Annotated in this window: 16 protein-coding genes, 1 pseudogene and 1 riboswitch; of the genes and pseudogenes, 9 read left to right on the top strand and 8 right to left on the bottom strand. The window is 68.3% G+C overall.

The window, feature by feature from the left end; translation table 11 throughout:
- The first annotated feature begins 33 nt into the window (after positions 1–33).
- Positions 34–879, top strand: coding sequence for a trehalose-phosphatase (gene otsB / locus AOK08_RS32840; RefSeq protein ID WP_055532839.1), 846 nt, complete (start codon positions 34–36; stop codon positions 877–879).
- Here otsB and AOK08_RS32835 read toward each other — a convergent pair.
- A complete protein-coding gene (locus AOK08_RS32835) occupies positions 869–2,314 on the bottom strand; it encodes an alpha,alpha-trehalose-phosphate synthase (UDP-forming) (RefSeq protein WP_079054413.1) in 1,446 nt (481 codons plus the stop codon). The two genes, otsB and AOK08_RS32835, sit on opposite strands and share 11 nt — an antisense overlap.
- Positions 2,315–2,454: 140 nt before the next feature.
- Positions 2,455–3,399: a glucosyl-3-phosphoglycerate synthase gene (locus tag AOK08_RS32830; protein ID WP_055532838.1), complete on the bottom strand. Its 945-nt coding sequence runs from the start codon at positions 3,397–3,399 to the stop codon at positions 2,455–2,457.
- 187 nt (positions 3,400–3,586) lie between these two features.
- Positions 3,587–3,735, top strand: a riboswitch (SAM riboswitch).
- A gap of 17 nt (positions 3,736–3,752) precedes the next feature.
- Between AOK08_RS32830 and thrC the strand changes: the two genes are divergently transcribed.
- The 5 genes from thrC (at position 3,753) to AOK08_RS32805 (ending at position 9,486) form a co-directional block, all read left to right on the top strand.
- Entirely contained in the window at positions 3,753–5,096 is a 1,344-nt protein-coding gene (thrC, locus tag AOK08_RS32825) for a threonine synthase (RefSeq protein WP_055532837.1), read from the top strand.
- Between the two features lie 82 nt (positions 5,097–5,178).
- The gene (locus tag AOK08_RS32820) at positions 5,179–5,457 is read left to right on the top strand and encodes a MoaD/ThiS family protein (RefSeq protein WP_055532836.1); all 279 of its coding nucleotides are present in this window, start codon (positions 5,179–5,181) and stop codon (positions 5,455–5,457) included.
- A 474-nt stretch (positions 5,458–5,931) separates the two neighbouring features.
- The gene (locus AOK08_RS32815; protein WP_019057200.1) at positions 5,932–6,138 is read left to right on the top strand and encodes a cold-shock protein; all 207 of its coding nucleotides are present in this window, start codon (positions 5,932–5,934) and stop codon (positions 6,136–6,138) included.
- A gap of 364 nt (positions 6,139–6,502) precedes the next feature.
- The gene (groL, locus tag AOK08_RS32810; protein ID WP_055532835.1) at positions 6,503–8,125 is read left to right on the top strand and encodes a chaperonin GroEL; all 1,623 of its coding nucleotides are present in this window, start codon (positions 6,503–6,505) and stop codon (positions 8,123–8,125) included.
- Between the two features lie 236 nt (positions 8,126–8,361).
- Entirely contained in the window at positions 8,362–9,486 is a 1,125-nt protein-coding gene (locus AOK08_RS32805; protein ID WP_107101108.1) for an NADH:flavin oxidoreductase, read from the top strand.
- Positions 9,487–9,587: 101 nt separating this feature from the next.
- On the opposite strand, the gene AOK08_RS32800 is transcribed toward AOK08_RS32805, so the two are convergent.
- The 6 genes and pseudogenes from AOK08_RS32800 to AOK08_RS32775 form a co-directional block, all read right to left on the bottom strand.
- Positions 9,588–10,262, bottom strand: coding sequence for a Uma2 family endonuclease (locus AOK08_RS32800; protein ID WP_241827189.1), 675 nt, complete (start codon positions 10,260–10,262; stop codon positions 9,588–9,590).
- 103 nt (positions 10,263–10,365) lie between these two features.
- Positions 10,366–10,848 carry a Uma2 family endonuclease gene (locus AOK08_RS32795; RefSeq protein WP_198539463.1) on the bottom strand — a complete coding sequence of 161 codons (483 nt, stop codon included), beginning with the start codon at positions 10,846–10,848 and terminating at the stop codon, positions 10,366–10,368.
- A 384-nt stretch (positions 10,849–11,232) separates the two neighbouring features.
- Positions 11,233–11,568, bottom strand: a complete 336-nt coding sequence (locus AOK08_RS32790) for a helix-turn-helix domain-containing protein (protein ID WP_055532831.1) — start codon at positions 11,566–11,568, stop codon at positions 11,233–11,235.
- The gene (locus AOK08_RS32785; protein ID WP_055532830.1) at positions 11,565–11,942 is read right to left on the bottom strand and encodes a type II toxin-antitoxin system RelE/ParE family toxin; all 378 of its coding nucleotides are present in this window, start codon (positions 11,940–11,942) and stop codon (positions 11,565–11,567) included. The genes AOK08_RS32790 and AOK08_RS32785 overlap by 4 nt, the downstream gene beginning before the upstream one ends.
- 110 nt (positions 11,943–12,052) lie before the next feature.
- A complete protein-coding gene (locus AOK08_RS32780) occupies positions 12,053–12,271 on the bottom strand; it encodes a DUF397 domain-containing protein (protein ID WP_055532829.1) in 219 nt (72 codons plus the stop codon).
- A pseudogene (locus tag AOK08_RS32775) lies at positions 12,252–13,095 on the bottom strand (helix-turn-helix domain-containing protein). Before AOK08_RS32775 ends, AOK08_RS32780 begins: the two are co-directional and overlap by 20 nt.
- A 113-nt stretch (positions 13,096–13,208) precedes the next feature.
- On the opposite strand from AOK08_RS32775, the gene AOK08_RS32770 reads away from it, so the two are divergent.
- The 3 genes from AOK08_RS32770 to AOK08_RS32755 all read left to right on the top strand — a co-directional run.
- A complete protein-coding gene (locus tag AOK08_RS32770; protein ID WP_241827188.1) occupies positions 13,209–13,445 on the top strand; it encodes a hypothetical protein in 237 nt (78 codons plus the stop codon).
- Between the two features lie 285 nt (positions 13,446–13,730).
- Positions 13,731–13,955, top strand: a complete 225-nt coding sequence (locus tag AOK08_RS32760; RefSeq protein ID WP_055532826.1) for a type II toxin-antitoxin system VapB family antitoxin — start codon at positions 13,731–13,733, stop codon at positions 13,953–13,955.
- Positions 13,952–14,279: PIN domain-containing protein (locus AOK08_RS32755; protein WP_055532825.1), on the top strand; the 328-nt coding region annotated here is incomplete at its 3' end. The genes AOK08_RS32760 and AOK08_RS32755, both read left to right, overlap by 4 nt.

Below are 14,279 nucleotides of genomic sequence, written 5' to 3'. Positions count from 1 at the left end.
GTGGGTGGGAAGCAGGTCGATAAGGTCGCTGGCATGGACTCCCTGCCTACCCCCATGACGCAGGCCGGTCGTGACGGACTGGATGCCGTGCTCGCGGATCCCGCCCGAGCCGTCGTCGTCCTCGACTTCGACGGCACCCTCGCACCGATCGTCGCCGACCCCGAGCAGGCCCGCGCCCACTCCGAAGCGCTTCCGGCCCTCGCCGCCCTCGCGCCCCGCGTCGCCGCCGTGGCCGTCCTCACCGGGCGCCCGGCTGGTGTCGCGGTCCGGTACGGCGGGTTCGCGGGCGTACCCGGGCTGGAGCACCTCGTCGTCCTGGGCCACTACGGCACCGAACGCTGGGACGCCGTGACCGGCACGGTCAGCGCCCCCGCCCCGCACCCCGGCGTCGCCTCCGTCCGCGCCGAACTGCCGGGATTCCTTGAGCGGTTCGGTGCCTGGCAGGGCACCTGGATCGAGGAGAAGGGCCGGGCCGTCGCCGTCCACACCCGGCGCGCCGCCGATCCGCAGGCCTCGTTCGAGGCCCTGCGGGAACCCCTCGCCGACCTCGCCACCAGGCACGGCCTGATCGTCGAGCCGGGGCGCCTGGTGCTGGAGCTGCGCCCGCCCGGCATGGACAAGGGCGTCGCCCTGGAGAAGTACGTCCGGGAGACCGGCGCCACCTCGGTCCTCTACGCCGGCGACGACCTCGGCGACCTCCCGGCGTTCGCGGCTGTGGAGAAGCTCCGCCAGAACGGCGTCCCCGGCCTGCTGGTGTGCAGCGGCAACGGCACCGAGGCCGTAACGGAGCTCGCGGAGCGCGCCGACCTGGTCGTCGACGGCCCCGCGGGCGTCGTCCACCTGCTCCACGCCCTCGGGCGGTCCGTCGTCAGTCGCTGAGGTCGCCGAAGTCGCTGAGCGCGTTCAGCTGGTCCAGGAACCACTGGGCCGGTGGCAGTGCCGTCGCCGCCGCCGCCAGGCGTTTCGTGCGCTCCGCCCGTTCCCCGGCCCCCATGCCCAGCGCCTCCTCCAGCGCCCGCGCCGTTTCCATCACGTCGTACGGGTTCACCACGATCGCGTCGTCGCCCAGTTCCTCGTACGCCCCCGCCTCCCGTGACAGCACCAGGGCGCACCCGTTGTCCGAGACCACCGGGATCTCCTTGGCGACGAGGTTCATGCCGTCCCGGATGGGGTTGACGAGGGCCACGTCGGCGAGGCGGTAGGCGGCGAGGGAGCGGGCGAAGTCGTCCTTGACGTGGAGGACGACCGGGGTCCAGCCCTCGGTCCCGTAGGCCGAGTTGATGTCGTCCGCGACGCGCCGCACCTCGGCCGTGTAGTCGCGGTAGACCGCCAGGTCCTGGCGGGAGGGGTAGGCGAACGCCACGTGCACCACCCGCTCGCGCCACTCCGGGCGGTCCGCGAGGAGCTGCCGGTATGCCAGCAGGCCCCGCACGATGTTCTTCGACAGCTCGGTACGGTCGACTCGGACGATGGTCCTTCGGTCGTCCCCGCCGATTTCCGCCCGCAGCGCCGTCATCCGCTCGGCCACGTCCGGTTCGTGCGCGCGCCTGCGCAGGAAGTCAGCGTCGGCGCCCAGCCCGTGCACCCCGATCCGCGTGTCCCCGAGGCCGCCGACCAGGTCCGTACAGCAGGCGGTGAACGCGTCCGCCCAGCGCCGGGTGAGGAAGCCGAGGCGGTCCGCGCCGAGCATGCCGCGCAGGAGCTGCTCGGAGATGTCGTACGGCAGCATCCGGAAGTAGTCCGCCGGTGCCCACGGCGTGTGCGAGAAGTGCCCGATGCGCAGGTCGGGGCGCAGCTCGCGCAGCATCCCGGGCACCAGGCACAGGTGGTAGTCCTGGACCACCACCGACGCGCCCTGTCCCGCCTCCGCCGCCAGGGCCTCGGCGAACGCGTGGTTGTAGGCCTCGTACGACGCCCACTGCCGCCGGAACTCCGCGTCGAAGACCGGCTCCAGCGGGGTCTGGTACAGCATGTGGTTCACGAACCACAGCACCGAGTTGGCGATGCCGTTGTACGCGTCCTCGTGCACGTCCGCCGGGATGGCGAGCATCCGTACGCCCGCCTCGGCCTCCCCGCGCCGTACCGCCTCGCGGTCGCCGTCGCCGAGGGCGGAGCAGACCCACAGGGAGTCCGCGTCCGCCCCGATCGCCGAAAGACCGGAGACCAGCCCGCCGCCGCCGCGCCGGGCGTGCAGCGAGCCGTCCGCACGGAGGTCGTACGTGACCGGGCCCCGGTTGGACGCCACCAGCACCCGGTAGTCGCCCGGACCGGCCTGCTCACCCGTCGTGCCCTGCGTACCCTGCGTGCCCTCCATGGAAGCCATACGCCTCAACCTAGCCCGGCCCGCAAACAATCAAACGTACGCATGTACGTGTCGTGTATGCGCGTGCGCGCCGGTCGTATACAACCGCCCGCCAGACCTGCGTCGGGGCCTCCGCCGGGGCCTCCGCCGGGCTATGCCGCCTTCCGCCTCGCGTACTCCGCCACGTCCGCCATCGGGGGGCGTTCCTCCGTGTCCACCGAGTACGTGCGCGGCTCGAAGCCGTCCTCCCCGCGTTCGAACTGGGTGATCGACGGGCGGATCAGATGGCCCCGGGCCAGCCGGAGCTGCGCGGTGCGGTAGATCGCGGCGGACATCCGGCCCAGGGCCTGGCCGTCCTGGTGGCGGTGCTTGCGCACACCCACGTCGACCTGCGCCAACGCGTCCAGGCCCACCAGGTGCAGGGCGTCGATCAGCATGCCGAGCTCCACGCCGTAGCCGACGGGGAACGGGAGCTGTTCGAGGAGTGAGCGGCGGGCCGCGTACTCGCCGCCGAGCGGCTGGACGAAGCCGGCCAGTTGCGGCCAGTGCATGTTGAGGAGGGGCCTGGCCATCAGCTCGGTCACCCGGCCGCCCTGGCCCGCCGCCTCGCCGAGCGGGCGGTCGTACATCGCCTTGACGAGGTCGATCCCGGGGTCGGTGAGCAGCGGGCCCACGATCCCGGAGACGAAGTCCGACGAGAACTCCTTCAGGTCCGCGTCGACGAAGCAGACGATGTCCCCGCTGGTGACCAGGAGCGACCGCCAGAGGACCTCGCCCTTGCCCGGTACGGCCGGGAGGCGCGGCAGGATGTCGTCGCGGTGGACGACCCGGGCGCCCGCCGCCGCGGCCACCTCGGACGTACGGTCGGTCGATCCCGAGTCGACGACCACGATCTCGTCGACCAGCGGGACCTTCAGCATCAGGTCACGGCGGATGACGGCGACGATCTCACCGACCGTCGCCTCCTCGTTGAGCGCGGGCAGTACGACACTCACCGTGGCGTTCGAGGAACGCTTCGCGGCGACTATCTTCTTCAGCGGACGGTCGTCGACGGACCAGGAGCGAGTGTTCAGCCAGCGCTCGACGTCTTCCAGCACGTGCGGCTCTCCCTTACGTTGCCTGGGGGGAAGCGCGATCTTCTATCTCGCGGTTCGGACGGCTCCCACCACCATCCAAGCCTTCGGTTACAGTCTTGAACAACGCGGGTGACCATCGCATGTCCACGTGTGCGAGGGGTCACCGGCGGTCATAACCTCACAAGCTCACAAACTCACAACTTCATACCGCTCATCCAGAGGGGCAGAGGGATACGGCCCGATGAAGCCCCGGCAACCCTCCAGCCGGTCTTGTCGCATGTTCATGTGGCGAGGCTGCCGGCTCGGGAAGGTGCCAAATCCGTCTCACGGCGAGATGCGCCGTGAGGAAGATGAGGAGAAAGGGCCTCGCCTCCATGGCTGCGCAAACTCACACCGTCGCGAGCACCACTGCCGACACCGCCGTCACCGCCGCGACTGCCGGTACCGGCTCCGCCGCCCCCGTTGATCTCGGTCCCGCCGCCGCGCTCTCCTGCCGCGAATGCGGTCACCAGGTCCCCCTCGGTCCGGTGTTCGCCTGCGAGGAGTGTTTCGGCCCGCTGGAGATCGCCTACGACTTCGCCGTCCATACGGTGGCCGACACCGAGGAGCTCCGCAAGCGCATCGAAGCGGGCCCCGCGAACATCTGGCGCTACGCGCCCCTCCTGCCCGTCCCCGCCGACGTGGCCACCAAGCCGAACATCAACCCCGGCTGGACCCACCTCGTCAAGGCCGACAACCTCGCCCGCGAGCTGGGCGTCGACGCCGGCAAGCTGTTCATCAAGGACGACTCCGGCAACCCGACCCACTCCTTCAAGGACCGGGTCGTCGCCCAGGCCATCGAGGCCGCCCGCGCCTTCGGCTTCACCACCCTGTCCTGCTCCTCCACGGGCAACCTGGCCGGTGCCGTCGGCGCCGCCGCCGCCCGCGCCGGCTTCCGCTCCTGCGTGTTCATCCCGCACGACCTGGAGCAGGGCAAGGTCGTCATGGCCGCGGTGTACGGCGGCGAGCTCGTCGGCATCGAGGGCAACTACGACGACGTGAACCGTTTCTGCTCCGAGCTGATCGGCGACCCGGCCGGCGAGGGCTGGGGCTTCGTCAACGTCAACCTGCGCCCGTACTACGCGGAGGGCAGCAAGACCCTCGCGTACGAGATCTGCGAGCAGCTCGGGTGGCAGCTCCCCGACCAGCTCGTGGTGCCCATCGCCTCCGGGTCGCAGCTCACGAAGATCGACAAGGGTCTCCAGGAGCTGATCAAGCTGGGGCTCGTCGAGGACAAGCCGTACAAGATCTTCGGTGCGCAGGCGGAGGGGTGCTCGCCGGTGTCCGTCGCGTTCAAGGCGGGCCACGACGTCGTACGGCCGCAGAAGCCGAACACCATCGCCAAGTCGCTGGCGATCGGGAACCCGGCGGACGGGCCCTACGTCCTCGACATCGCCCGGCGTACCGGCGGTGCGGTGGAGGACGTCAACGACGAGCAGGTCGTCGATGCGATCCGGCTGCTCGCGCGGACGGAAGGGATCTTCGCGGAGACCGCCGGTGGGGTGACCGTGGGGGTCACCAAGAAGCTGATCGAGAGTGGGCTTCTCGACCCGACGCTCACGACTGTTGTGCTGAACACCGGGGACGGCCTCAAGACGCTGGACGCCGTGGCCGATATCGGGCTTACCGCGACGATCCGGCCCAGCCTTGAGTCGTTCCGCGACGCGGGTCTCGTGTAACCCGTTTTCGTCTGCGGGCCGTGGGGGCTGGTCGCGCAGTTCCCCGCGCCCCTAGGTATGTCATCTGACCGGAGGTTCCATCGTGAGCGTTAATGTCCGCATCCCTACCATCCTCCGTACCTACACGGGTGGTCAGGCCGAAGTGACCGCCGAAGGGGGGACCCTCGGGGAGGTCATCGCCGATCTTGAGGCGAACCACACCGGGATCGCCGCCCGTGTGCTCGACGATCAGGGCAAGCTGCGTCGCTTCGTCAATGTGTACGTCAACGACGACGACGTCCGCTTCGAGCAGGGGCTGGAGACGGCGACGCCCGACGGCGCCGGCGTGTCGATCATTCCCGCGGTCGCGGGCGGCTGCTGATACCCGCGCCGTACCCGCGCCGCACCCGCGCCGTACCCGCGAGTAGTAACGGTCGGTAATTTATATTACCGAGAGTTCATCGAATTGCCCCCTCCGCGAGAGAAGCGGAGGGGGCAATTCTGTATGGTTGAGCGCGGTACAGTTGGGGAAGCCGCACCATTTCGCTCACCGCACGCGTATTGATTCCTGCCGCGGACCCTATGAGAAGTAGCCAAAGTGTGCAGGCCTTTTGCGTTATTTGTTCTCTTTGTCGGGCCCGGCTTGCCCTGAATCCGCGTGAATTCTCCGCATATTTGCTGACCTGGTATGCCCGGATTTCTCGTCCGATTGACCTGTTGCAGAGGGCAGTTGGACAGATACATTCGGCCGCGGTCGACGCGTTCCGGCGCACACCCCCACCGGTTGGGGGGTGAGGTCTGACCCGGATCCGCGAAGTGCGGGTCCGTGCAAGGGCCAGTAATAGGGGAGTTAGGCATGGCTCAGGGCACCGTCAAGTGGTTCAACGCGGAGAAGGGGTACGGCTTCATCGCGGTCGACGGTGGTGCGGATGTATTCGTCCACTACAGCGCGATTCAGATGGACGGCTACCGCACCCTCGAAGAAGGTCAGCGGGTCGATTTCGAGATCTCGCAGGGCCAGAAGGGGCCGCAGGCGGACATGGTCCGCCTGGCGACCAGCTGAAGCAACGCGCCGGCGCACCGCAGCGACGTTCTTCTTCCTTCGTTGAAGGATTCGAAGGGCTCGTACCCCGTGGGACCTCACGGGGTACGAGCCCTTCGGCATGTCCAAACATGTCCCGGCGGTGTCTGCCGACCCGTCGACACCCCCATGTTCACCTGCGGATCTTTGAGAGCCGCTTGCACTCGGCAGGGGCGAGTGCTAATCATTGGCGTTAGCACTCTGAAGGTGAGAGTGACAACTAAGGACCGGGTGGGTGAGGCCCGCAGGCCATGTGGTGCAAGGAACCACAGGGCAGGCAGGCCGTCCGTCGCGGGCGCCAGCGCGGTCCGGAGCAATCCACCCCAGTCCGGGAGGACCACTTCACATGGCCAAGATCATCGCGTTCGACGAGGAGGCACGGCGCGGTCTCGAGCGCGGGATGAACCAGCTCGCCGACGCCGTCAAGGTCACCCTCGGCCCCAAGGGCCGCAACGTCGTCCTCGAGAAGAAGTGGGGCGCGCCCACGATCACCAACGATGGTGTTTCCATCGCCAAGGAGATCGAGCTCGAGGACCCGTACGAGAAGATCGGCGCCGAGCTGGTCAAGGAAGTCGCGAAGAAGACGGACGACGTCGCCGGTGACGGCACGACGACCGCGACTGTCCTCGCCCAGGCGCTGGTCCGCGAAGGACTTCGCAACGTCGCCGCGGGTGCGAACCCGATGGCGCTGAAGCGCGGTATCGAGAAGGCCGTCGAGGCCGTCTCCGGTGCCCTGCTCGACCAGGCGAAGGAGGTCGAGACCAAGGAGCAGATCGCTTCGACCGCCTCCATCTCCGCCGCCGACACGCAGATCGGCGAGCTCATCGCCGAGGCGATGGACAAGGTCGGCAAGGAAGGCGTCATCACCGTCGAGGAGTCCCAGACCTTCGGTCTGGAGCTGGAACTCACCGAGGGCATGCGCTTCGACAAGGGCTACATCTCGGCGTACTTCGCGACCGACATGGAGCGCATGGAGTCGTCGCTCGAGGACCCCTACATCCTCATCGCCAACTCCAAGATCTCCTCGGTCAAGGACCTGCTCCCGCTCCTGGAGAAGGTCATGCAGTCGGGCAAGCCGCTGCTGATCATCGCCGAGGACGTGGAGGGCGAGGCCCTCTCGACCCTGGTCGTCAACAAGATCCGCGGGACCTTCAAGTCCGTCGCGGTCAAGGCCCCGGGCTTCGGCGACCGCCGCAAGGCGATGCTGAACGACATCGCGATCCTCACGGGTGGCGAGGTCATCTCCGAGGAGGTCGGTCTCAAGCTCGAGAACACCTCCCTGGACCTCCTGGGCCGTGCGCGCAAGGTCGTCATCACCAAGGACGAGACCACGATCGTCGACGGCGGCGGCTCCGCCGACCAGGTCGCCGGCCGGGTCAACCAGATCCGCGCCGAGATCGAGAACTCGGACAGCGACTACGACCGCGAGAAGCTGCAGGAGCGCCTGGCGAAGCTCGCCGGCGGTGTTGCGGTCATCAAGGCCGGTGCCGCGACCGAGGTCGAGCTCAAGGAGCGCAAGCACCGCATCGAGGACGCCGTTCGCAACGCGAAGGCGGCCGTCGAGGAGGGCATCGTCGCCGGTGGTGGCGTGGCCCTGCTCCAGGCTTCCTCGGTCTTCGAGAAGCTGGAGCTGACGGGTGACGAGGCGACCGGCGCGAACGCCGTGCGGCTCGCCCTGGAGGCCCCGCTCAAGCAGATCGCCGTCAACGGTGGCCTCGAGGGTGGCGTCATCGTCGAGAAGGTCCGCAACCTTCCCGTCGGCCACGGCCTCAACGCCGCGACCGGTGAGTACGTCGACATGATCGCCGAGGGCATCATCGACCCGGCGAAGGTGACGCGCTCCGCGCTCCAGAACGCCGCGTCGATCGCCGCGCTGTTCCTCACCACCGAGGCCGTCATCGCCGACAAGCCGGAGAAGGCGTCCGCGCCGGCCGGCGGCGGCATGCCGGGCGGTGACATGGACTTCTGATCGACCTCTGGTTGATCACCGTCCTTCGTACCGAGGGCGGCACTCCCTGGAAACAGGGGGTGCCGCCCTCGGGCGTTTCCCGGGCTCCCGACGCGTGTCCGTGCGCGCAGTGGCGGGGATCACAGCAGACCTCCCCGGTCGGCCGGAATGGTGGGCCGCACGGCCGTAGTTGATGCATGCGCAAGCAACTGCACCGTTGCCCATTTCCTGCCACCCCCCTTCCGAGGAGCCCCCACGTGACAGCCCCCGCCCAGACCTCGCGCGCGGCCCAGATCCTCTCCCGTCCGGTCACGCTGAACGGCCTGACCGTGCCGAACCGGATAGTGATGGCGCCCATGACGCGCCAGTTCTCGCCGGGTGGCGTTCCCGGTGAGGACGTGGCCTCGTACTACTCGCGGCGCGCGGGCGCCGGAGTCGGTCTGATCGTCACCGAGGGCACCTACGTCGGACACGACTCCGCCGGTGGCAGCGACAGCGTCCCGCGTTTCCACGGCGAGGAGCAGCTCGCGGGCTGGGCGAAGGTCGCCGCCGACGTGCACGCGGCGGGCGGGACGATCGTGCCGCAGTTGTGGCACATCGGCATGGCCAGGGAGGCCGGGCAGGGCCCGTACGTCGACGCCCCGCCGGTCGGCCCGTCCGGCCTGCGGCTCGACGGCACCGCCGGTGCGGGCAAGGAGATGACGCAGGAGGACCTGGACGACGTCATCGACGCGTTCGTCGAGGCCGCGGTGGCCGCCGAGCGCATCGGCTTCGACGGGGTCGAACTGCACGGCGCCCACGGCTACCTGATCGACCAGTTCCTGTGGTCCGGCACCAACCGCCGCACGGACGCGTACGGGGGTGACCTGGTCGCCCGTACGAAGTTCGCGGCGGAGATCGTGGCCGCCGTACGCGAGGCCGTGTCCGCGTCGTTCCCGATCATCTTCCGGTACTCGCAGTGGAAGATGAGCAACTTCGACGCGCGCCTCGCCGAGACCCCCGAGGAGCTGGAGTCGATCCTGACCCCGCTCGCGGCGGCCGGTGTCGACGCCTTCCACGCGTCCACGCGCCGCTACTGGGTCCCGGAGTTCGACGGCTCGGACCTCAACCTGGCCGGCTGGACGAAGAAGCTCACCGGCAAGCCGGCCATCACCGTCGGTTCGGTCGGTCTCGACGGCGAGTTCGTCAGGAGCTTCGCGGGCGAGGGCGCACCGCTGAAGAGCATCGACGACCTCCTGGACCGCCTGGAGAACGACGAGTTCGACCTCGTCGCGGTCGGCCGCGCGCTGCTCCAGGACCCGGAGTGGGCGGCGAAGGTCCTCGACGACAGGACGTCGGAACTGAAGGCGTACGACGCGGCTGCGCTGGGGTCACTCAGCTGAGGTGATCTGATCTGATCTGAGCTGAGCTTGGGCTGAGTGACGGCGACTGCTGGGGGCGGCTCCTTTTGGGGCCGCCCTCCCGCATGCCGGTCGGCCGCTGCTCAGTCGGCGTAGTCCTTGAGCTTCTCCGTATTGAGGGTGACGTTAACGGGAGCGGGCAGCTCGACTACGGCTCCGTACGGGTACGAAGGGTTCTGCTGGTAGATCCCGTTCTTCGGCTCGCTGTACACGACCAGGGTGTCGTTGTCCCGGTCGATCAGCAGGTACACGGGGATGCTCGCCTCCGCGTAGCCGCGCACTTTGTCGACGCGGTCGCGTCGGCCGGCGTCACGGTCGCGGGAGGTGACTTCGACAACCATGAGGACGCCTTCCGGATCGGCCCACTCCCCGTCTTGGTCCACGAAGTGGTCGAGCGGGGCCAGCGCCGCGTCCGCCTTTGCGTGGCCTTTCCGGTAGCTGCCGACCTTGAGCCCCTGTTCGGGGTACAGGCGGCACTCGGGGCGTTGCTGAAGAGACTCGACCAGGAGCCACATGACGACGGCTCCGTGACGCTGGTCCGGCAACGGCTTGACCTCTAGTTTTCCGTCGATGAGTTCGAGCTTCACGCCCTCCGGCGCCCTGCGGGCGAGCTCCTCGAAGTCCTCGACCTCGATGTGGTCGCCCTTGACGTACAGCCGTCCGTCAAGGAATTCGAGCTGTACGTTCGCGGGGGCGTTGTCGGCCAGTTCTTCGAAGTCCTCGCGGGACATCTGCGGGCGCCTGGTGCCAAAGGTCATGGTGGGCTCGCCTCCTTCCCACCATGGTGCCCCGGCCGTGTGCCTCCGGACCGTTGGAGCGGTCATAGGTGTCGCCTTTCGCGTCGGTGGGACGGTGGCCGGGTCATGGTGCGGTGCTCCGCTCCATGTACCTCTTCAGCCTCGCGGTGTTCAGCGCTACGGCCACCGGGGAGGGGAGCTGGACGGTCGTCCCCCAGGCGTGCGAGGCGAGCAGGTGGTAGCGACCGTCCCTGGGCTCGCTGGAGACGGTGACGGTGTTGTCGTCGCGGTCGACGAGGACGTGGACAGGGATGGCGGCGGACGCGTAGCCGGTGCGTTTGGCGTCGTGGTCGCGGTGGTCCTTGCCCGAGGAGCGGTGGACGATTTCCACGACCGCCGAGACGATGTCCGGGCTCGCCCAGTGGCCGCGCCCCAGGCGATGCTCCTTCCGCACGAAAATGGCATCAGGCAGATACCGGCCCGCCAGCGAAGCCTCCGTGCACAGCCCGGCGTACGGGTACAGGTCCCACGTCCTGTCCTCCGAGGCGAACTGCCTCAGCAGCGACACCAGGATTTCGCTGTGATTGCCGTCCGACGGCGGTTTCACCTCCACCCTGCCCCGACGAACTCCAGCCAGACGGTCTCGGGCGCTCCGCAGGCCAGGTCCTCGAAGTCGTCGAGCGGCATCTGCGGAACGTGCGGGTGCGTTCTGGTCACCTACGGCTCTCTTCACGACGTCGGGACATCTCGGCGCGGATTCCGGCCGCGCGGGAGTGGATCGCGGCGGCGGGCAGGGGCGAGGCGGAACGGGGCGGAGCCTCTCCCTGGCAGGTGCCGCAGATGCCGCCGGGCAGCGCCTCCGCCCGCCCCGGCACGCCGCATTTCGCGCACTCCAGCATCCGCAGTGGTTGCCGTACGTGAGCGGGTTCTGGGGGGAGTTTGCTGGTCAGGCGCGCGCGGATCAGGGCGGCCGGTGGTGGACCCGATGTCCTCAGGCTGCGGAGTGGCCGATGAAGGTGACTTCCTCGTGGTCGTCGTCCAGGGCGATGTTCAAGGAGGCATCGAGCGCCAGGGCCAGCCGGCGCAACAGGGGGAGGGTCGGCACGGCGTCGGCGCCTTCGATGCGGGAGACCTTGGCCTGGTTGAGGCCGGCTCGCTCGGCGAGTTGTGTCTGAGTCAGCCCCAGTTGTGTACGGCGGTCGTACACGGCCTTGGCGAAGGCCATGGCCAGCCGGATCTCCGCGCGCTCGGCCCTGACCTCCGGGGACTCGTTGTCTCCCTCGGTCAGCTTCCTTTCTCGGGCCAGCTTCCATCGGGTGTGGTTCATGCGCTCTCTCCTTCCTGGCCTCGGGTGTACACGATGTGGGCAGGTCCATGCGCGTCGGCACACACCTTGCGGGCGGACACGGCGCGGTCGACCTGGGCGGCCTCGTGCATCCGGGTCTTGCGGAAGACGGTGAGCAGCACGATGCGCCGCTCCGGCGCGAACCAGTATGTGATCCGTGTGTTCACGCCGTTGAGTGTGGGGCGCAGCTCGTACACACCGTCCTCCAGCGGGCGGGCGAACGGCATAGGCGTTCGCGGGCCCAGGGTGGCCAATACCTCTGCGTACTCCTCGACTTTCCGGTGGTGCTTGTCGGGGAGCAGCTCAAGCCATGACTGCACCTCGGGCTCCAACTCGATCACGTACAGGTCGTCCATGCGGCGACCGTATTATGTCGCCAGAAGCATACTGGTGCTGTTGGGAAACGGTCACTCGACGGAGTGAATTGGCCCGGGAGCTCGGACCCGAGTCAGGGCTCCCGGCTGCGTCAGTTGGCCCGGGACTGCTTGACGTCCTCGACGAACGCTCCCCACGCCTCCGCCCGGAACGCGAGCTTCGGGCCTTGGGGGTTCTTGGAGTCGCGGACGGGGATGAGGGTGGGGTGGGTGTCAGCTATTTCGAGGCAGTCGACGCCATCCGGACCGCTGTAGGTGGACTTGTACCAGGTGGTCGAATTCGGGTCGTACTCACGGATGTTGTTCTTCATGCTCGTAAGCCTGCGCCACGGCCTCGATGAAGGCCAGCGAGTCCTGGGGTGGCAGTGCCGCCGCCTGAAGGAGGCTGAACGTGAGGTTGTGGCGGGCGATCTTGGCCGGGTCGTCCATCAGTTTCCCCGTGTCCATACCCTCGATGAAGCAGAGTGGGGGCGCGTCCGCGAACTCCATGAGTTTCAGCGAGCCACCCATCCCGGCGTGTGCTCCGGCGCTGAACGGCAACACCTGCACGATGATCCGGTGACGGCGGGCCATGTTCCGCCACGTGGCGAAGCTGCTTCGCCATTGTTGCCGCTCCGCCGACCGGCCGACGGAGCCCTGCTTCGTCCAGGATCGCCCAAAACAACGGCGTTGTTGGATCGTCGAGGACGTGGGTACGTTCCATGCGGAACGCCACCAACTCCTCGATATCGGCTTCCGAAGCCATCGGTCGGTACCTGCGGAACAGCGCTGCCGCGTATTCCGGCGTTTGCAGCAGGCCGGGGATCAGTAGCGGGAGGTAGTGCCTGATCGTCGTCGCGACGGCCTCCGCTTCCGCTGCCTCCTCGAAGTTCTCGGGGTACTTCGACTTGGCGAGAGCCGCGCAGTTGCGCTCGAAGAAGTCCTTCGTGTTCAGGATTTCGTCGAACTTGACGGCGTAGTCGTGCCGCATCCGCCTTGTCCCGGCCTCCAGTTGGCCGATGAACGAACCGCTGAGGAAGAGCGGCTCGCCCAGTTGCTCCTGGCTCAGGCCCGCTGCCTCGGGGGCATGACGCAGTTCGGCGCCCAGGAAGGCCCGGGGCGAGGCTGCCGGGTTGAGGTTCTTACGTACCGCCATGGCAACTCCCTCTCTCTCACATGGGGTTGTTGGACTCCGGTTGTGGCCAGATTAGACATCCGGCCGCCACGCTGTGTGCAGAACCCGAACACTCAGAGTGGAGAGAGATGGGCATGACGGAGCTGATGTCCGACGGGCGGCTGCTGACGACCGACGAGATCGTGGCGCGGTTGCGGGCGGCGCTGGACGGGGTCGGTGTGGCCCTGCCCTCGCTGGGCGTCGACCCGGTCACCGGTGCGAGCAGCGAGCCGTTCGCCCTGGTGAGCCTCGGTCGCTGCAACGTCCGTACGGCGATGCGGCTGGTCGCCGTGCTGGAGGGCGTGGCCGCGGGCGGCGATGGCGGTGCGTGAGGTGACGTACGCCCTCGATGTGCGTGACGGGCGCATCGGGGAGGTCATAGGGCACGAGGGCGGGCGCGTGCAGTTGCGGCCCGTGGGCGGGGGGTGCGAGTGGGACTGTCCGCCGGAGGCGCTGGGGGAGGCGGCGCCGGGGGACGTGCTGCGGGCACGGGTGCGGAGGGTCAACCAAGAGAGTCGGCTGCCGTGAGGTGGGCCGAGGCAAGGGTGGAGATGGACGCGGGTATGTACAGTGACAGGGAAGACGGTGACCTTTTATGTACATCGCGGGAGGCTCGGATGTCCCTGACGCACATCGAGATCGATGACGAGGCGCTGGAGACGGCGAAGCGCCTGGGCGGGCACAAGACCAAGACCGCCGCGGTGGCGAAGGCGCTGGAGGAGTACAACAAGCGGCTGAACCGGGCGGCTGCCTACGACAGGTTCATCGCCCTCGCTCCAGACTGGGACGTCGAAGGCGCCGAGGCCGCGCATCGTGCTGAAGAGGAGGGTCGCGCCGAGTGACACGCTATCTGCTGGATTCCTCCGCGCTCTGGCGCACCATGCGGGACGGATCGCTGGCTGAGGCCTGGCGCGAGGTGGCGGCCGACGGCGACATCCGTTCGTGCTACCCGCAGCGCGCCGAGTTCCTGATGTCGGCGCGGAACCTCGACCAGTACGAGCAGTTCCGGGTTCTGTTCGAGGAGATCTACGAGGACGTCGCCATCCCCAAGAGTGCCTCTCAGTGGATCGGCCGAGTTCAACTGCGCGCTGCTGAGAAGGGCGCCCACCGCGCACTGTCAGCAGTCGATCTCCAGATCTGTGCCACCGCCGCTCACCACGGTCTGG

It is taken from the genome of Streptomyces graminilatus (genome assembly GCF_001418565.1).
In the GTDB taxonomy this organism is placed as follows: domain Bacteria; phylum Actinomycetota; class Actinomycetes; order Streptomycetales; family Streptomycetaceae; genus Streptomyces; species Streptomyces graminilatus.
This window is presented reverse-complemented; position numbering and strand designations above follow the sequence as displayed.

Excerpts from the sequence above, each read along its gene's own strand:
- otsB (WP_055532839.1), top strand. The coding sequence starts at position 34 with ATGGACTCCCTGCCTACCCCCATGACGCAGGCCGGTCGTGACGGACTG.
- AOK08_RS32835 (WP_079054413.1), bottom strand. The coding sequence starts at position 2,314 with ATGGAGGGCACGCAGGGTACGCAGGGCACGACGGGTGAGCAGGCCGGT.
- thrC (WP_055532837.1), top strand. The coding sequence starts at position 3,753 with ATGGCTGCGCAAACTCACACCGTCGCGAGCACCACTGCCGACACCGCC.
- AOK08_RS32815 (WP_019057200.1), top strand. The coding sequence starts at position 5,932 with ATGGCTCAGGGCACCGTCAAGTGGTTCAACGCGGAGAAGGGGTACGGC.
- groL (WP_055532835.1), top strand. The coding sequence starts at position 6,503 with ATGGCCAAGATCATCGCGTTCGACGAGGAGGCACGGCGCGGTCTCGAG.
- AOK08_RS32800 (WP_241827189.1), bottom strand. The coding sequence starts at position 10,262 with ATGACCTTTGGCACCAGGCGCCCGCAGATGTCCCGCGAGGACTTCGAA.
- AOK08_RS32790 (WP_055532831.1), bottom strand. The coding sequence starts at position 11,568 with ATGAACCACACCCGATGGAAGCTGGCCCGAGAAAGGAAGCTGACCGAG.
- AOK08_RS32785 (WP_055532830.1), bottom strand. The coding sequence starts at position 11,942 with ATGGACGACCTGTACGTGATCGAGTTGGAGCCCGAGGTGCAGTCATGG.
- AOK08_RS32780 (WP_055532829.1), bottom strand. The coding sequence starts at position 12,271 with ATGAAGAACAACATCCGTGAGTACGACCCGAATTCGACCACCTGGTAC.
- AOK08_RS32770 (WP_241827188.1), top strand. The coding sequence starts at position 13,209 with ATGACGGAGCTGATGTCCGACGGGCGGCTGCTGACGACCGACGAGATC.
- AOK08_RS32760 (WP_055532826.1), top strand. The coding sequence starts at position 13,731 with ATGTCCCTGACGCACATCGAGATCGATGACGAGGCGCTGGAGACGGCG.